The sequence below is a fragment of the Campylobacter sp. CNRCH_2014_2849 genome (genome assembly GCF_025772845.1).
Classification (GTDB): Bacteria; Campylobacterota; Campylobacteria; order Campylobacterales; family Campylobacteraceae; genus Campylobacter_D; species Campylobacter_D lari_D.
In genome coordinates this window covers 1-3803 of sequence record NZ_JAKMSW010000025.1, presented here as the reverse complement: position 1 = coordinate 3803, position 3803 = coordinate 1, and the positions used below count along the sequence as shown (strand labels likewise).

The following is a 3803-nucleotide window of genomic DNA, read 5'->3' as shown; positions in this document are numbered from 1 at the left end:
GGTGACGGTGTTCAACGAAGTTATGTTCAAGCATTAAAATACCATAAAAAAGCTTGTGAGTTAGGGGATAATGAGGCTTGTAACAATGTTGCTTTGATATATGCCAACGGACTAGGTGTTTTACAAAATTATGACCAAGCATTAAAATATCTTGAAAAAGCTTGTAAATTTGGACACGAAAAAGCTTGTAAATTTTTTAGTGATTTATAATTTACTCAATTTTAAAGCTAAACAATAAAGTTATACTATAGCTTTAGAAAACTTTTTGATCATTTTTAAAAATTGCTCTTTGTTGTCGCATTTGAAAATTCTAGTATTGTGTGGTAGTAAATTTCCAAATTCATCTTCTTGCAACTCCACTGTGTTAAAAGTAAAATCGTAAAAATCAAAAGAGTTGCTTTGATAGATTTTTTCTTCGTATTTAAATCTAATTTTTGATTGACACAAGTTCTTGCAAATGATTAAGATTTTTTCTTCATCGCTTGCATTTTCTATTGCTTCATTTTCGATTTTTTGTATTTCTATATTTTCAGGCTTGAATGTAAATTCAATACCGACAACTTTTCCACCCCGCCCCCTAGCTTTGATTTTCTTTTTCTCAAAAGCTAAATTTTTAAAAGGGATACGCACCTGATCAAACAAGGTGCGTTCCGCTGTAAGTTCTTTTATAGCAGGTTTTAAAATATCTTTGTCAATATCGCACATTCTCATTTTTTCAGGTATCTCTAGAATTCTTAAAAAATTTTCCCACTCAAAATAAGCTTTTCCAGTTGTTCTATATTGTTTTAAAAGGCGATAAAGAGTTTTTGTGTATTTTCCACTTAATGCTACAAATTCGGCTAATTCAAAAGATGTAAAGTTGGTTGTTAGCTGATTGACTAAATAAGAAAAATCGGGATTAATTTTTAATGCCATTCTATTAAATAAAGTGCTTGTGTCATAGCCATCGTAAGGGTTTCTTTTAACATAATGAATTTCCATAGTTTCAAATAAATTAACATATCTATGTATAACTTCTGTTTCTGTTTCTAGGATTTGTTTGAAATTTGCTTTAAAGAATTTGTATTTTAAACTATTGATGTTATCTGTAAGATAGTCCCTTGAGTTAGAAAGTCTTTCATTGATTTTAAAATCATCCGCATAGAGTTGTATTTCGTTTTCTATCCCTTTTTCTTTTATTTTTGCAAAGATTAAAAATAAAAGATTTTGCTCTTGTTCTGTAAAGCTAGGCAGTTGAATTTTATTAAAGTCGTTATGATATTTGACAATATCGCTCATCTTTCCCCTTTTTTGTATCCACAAAAAAGGCTTAGGGGCTAAGCCCCTGCGTTTTGTTAAAAAAATACTTCGATTTTAAGCTTAAAAAGCTTGAAATTGATGTATAATCTTACAAAACGCTTAGAATGTTGTTTCATTCTAATGCCTTTGATAAGTGGATTTCCGCCAAGAGTAAAAACTCAAGGCGGATTTTTTATTATAGCATATTTTAACGGATAATTATAAATTTCCCGTTTTAATACCTACAATTTCCCGTTTTAATACCTACAATTTCCCGTTTTAATACCTACAATTTCCCGTTTTAATACCTACAATTTCCCGTTTTAATACCTACAATTTCCCGTTTTAATATTTCGATAGCTCCCATCATATAGGCGTTTGAAAGCCCCCTAAAAATATATAAAAATATATAAAAATATATAAAAATATATAAAAAAACGCGCGCGAGAAAATATATCTAAAAAAAGAAAAAGAAAAAGAAAAAAATTTATAAACCTAGATAGTCATATTTAGATACTTTGGTTTTTTGAAAAACCAAATAAATTTTTGAAAGGAAATAATGAGTTTTAAATTAAAAATAATAGAACAGATAATAAAAATTATTTATCTTGTTATTGAAATTTTAATTAACTTAAAAGAACTAGTATGACTAGGGCGGGGTTTTTGTTCGTTCGTTGCTCTAGGCAACTTCACAACCCCGCACCCCATTTACACAAAACATAGCACCTATAAGGTGCGTTTTGTTAGAGATAATAGAAAATAGTGCTTATTCTTTCATAAATGGGGGTAAAAATCAATTTAAATTAAAAACTTAATAGAAATATCGTTTTAAATAAAAAAATCGATTTTAGGGCTATTTTTGAAAGAATATGATTGTATTTTGCTAAAAAGTGTTATTGTGGTTTCCTAGACTAGCTAGATATAACTCTAAAATGTCGTTGTTTTTCGATAAAATTTTTTATGTGGTATTCTCTAATTAAGAATTAAATAATGCCGATTTGATTGTATATCGATTGCAAATTAACTACTTTTATAGTATCGCAATGTTTTTTTAAACTTAACTCGATGTTTTGTTTTAAATCATCAAAAATAACAATTTCAGTTTGTACTCCACTAGTTCTTGCTAGTTTTAGTGCAGGAGACATATCAGAATCATAACCCAACAAAACAACTTTTTTAACGAAGCGTTTAATGGAAATTTCTGCCATATCGATACCTAATAACATATCTACTCGTTTTTGAACTATCAGATTGCCTCGTCTAACAAGCTTCCCCAATCTTAATGCTGTATGGTTTAAACTTTCTAGGTTGTTAAGAAAATTGGATATTTTTTGCTTATTAGGATGATCATCAAGTGGTTTTGCTGTATAAAAGAAAATTCTATATAAATCTTGTAAGTCGCTATCTTGAGTACTTCCAAAAACACAAGCATTGCAAAAATCAACTAGTTTTTGAGGTTCGTTGCTATAATCAAAAAATTTTCTATTCTTTTTGGCAAACTTTTCAATTACAGCTAATCTGAGATTTTCTAGATCAACAAATATAGCAGTTGAATGATGATTTTGTGACATGACATCACCTCTCATTTGGCAAACTAAAGCCATAGTAAATATAAATCGGCTTTAGTTTAATATTATGAGAAGTATTTTAATAAATTTTTATTCAAAAAGTCAAGTTTTTTTAGAGATAAATGTTGTGCAATATTTAAACTTTTATAATTCTTTTTTTGTTTTTTGCGCTAAAAGAATTTTTTAATTTCCTTTTTTATTTTTTTGATTATATCTAAAACAAAAAAAGCAAAAATAAAATTAAAAATGTAACAGAAAAATTAAAAAGAAATGTTCAAAAAAAATTAGAAAAGTTCAAATAAAAAAGGTAATAAAAAAAGTTGAATTCCAGAAATAATGCAGGATAACCGCCTTTACCGGCGTAATTTAAGTCAAAAGTGCGATAAAATGGCACTTTAAAGACTGATTTTTTTCATTTATGAAAAAAAATAAAAAATTAGAAATTTTTTTCTTGGAATCACTAAAATTTTTTTCAAGAAATATCGTTCAAAAAAATTCTATGCGAAAAAAATTTTAGTGAAAATTTATATTTTTTAGATTTTCCAAGCATTTTTTATGAAATCCACAAAAATGATTTTATCTTTTAAAAAATATTTAAATAAATAACATTACAATATCTAATATTTTATTGAGTTTTTTGTTAAAAAGGATTTTCGATTTATGAAAAGAATGTTTATGCTTTTTGCATTATGTGTATTTTTTTGTAATTCATACGCAAAAGATTATTTTAAATTAGGTTTTGAGGCATATGAAAATTTAGATTTCTATCAAGCATCAAAATATTTTAAAAAAGGTTGTGATTTAGGACAAGAGGCAGCCTGTTATGGACTTGGTGATTTATATCACAAAGGATTGGGTGTGCCACAAAGTTATGCTCAATCAATAAAATACCATAAAAAAGCTTGTGAGTTAGGACACAAAAATTCTTGCTTTAATCTTGGTGCTTTATTTAGTAAT

The 3803-nt window shown here is 27.3% G+C and carries 4 protein-coding genes; 2 read left to right on the top strand and 2 right to left on the bottom strand.

Going from position 1 to position 3803, the window contains the following annotated elements; genetic code table 11:
- The coding region (locus L8X33_RS08455) for a tetratricopeptide repeat protein (RefSeq protein WP_263670474.1) at window positions 1-210 on the top strand (210 nt) is incomplete at its 5' end.
- 30 nt (window positions 211-240) lie between these two features.
- Here L8X33_RS08455 and L8X33_RS08450 read toward each other — a convergent pair.
- Window positions 241-1278 (bottom strand): replication initiation protein, encoded by a 1038-nt coding sequence (locus L8X33_RS08450; RefSeq protein ID WP_263670473.1) that lies wholly within the window; start codon window positions 1276-1278, stop codon window positions 241-243.
- Window positions 1279-2261: 983 nt separating this feature from the next.
- Window positions 2262-2849, bottom strand: coding sequence for an NYN domain-containing protein (locus L8X33_RS08445; protein WP_263670472.1), 588 nt, complete (start codon window positions 2847-2849; stop codon window positions 2262-2264).
- A gap of 657 nt (window positions 2850-3506) precedes the next feature.
- Between L8X33_RS08445 and L8X33_RS08440 the strand changes: the two genes are divergently transcribed.
- Window positions 3507-3803 (top strand): tetratricopeptide repeat protein (locus L8X33_RS08440; RefSeq protein WP_263670470.1); only part of this gene is annotated, 297 nt, incomplete at its 3' end.

Bases quoted from the DNA above. Each gene is read 5' to 3' on its own strand.
- L8X33_RS08450 (WP_263670473.1), bottom strand. From the start codon at position 1,278: ATGAGCGATATTGTCAAATATCATAACGACTTTAATAAAATTCAACTG.
- L8X33_RS08445 (WP_263670472.1), bottom strand. From the start codon at position 2,849: ATGTCACAAAATCATCATTCAACTGCTATATTTGTTGATCTAGAAAAT.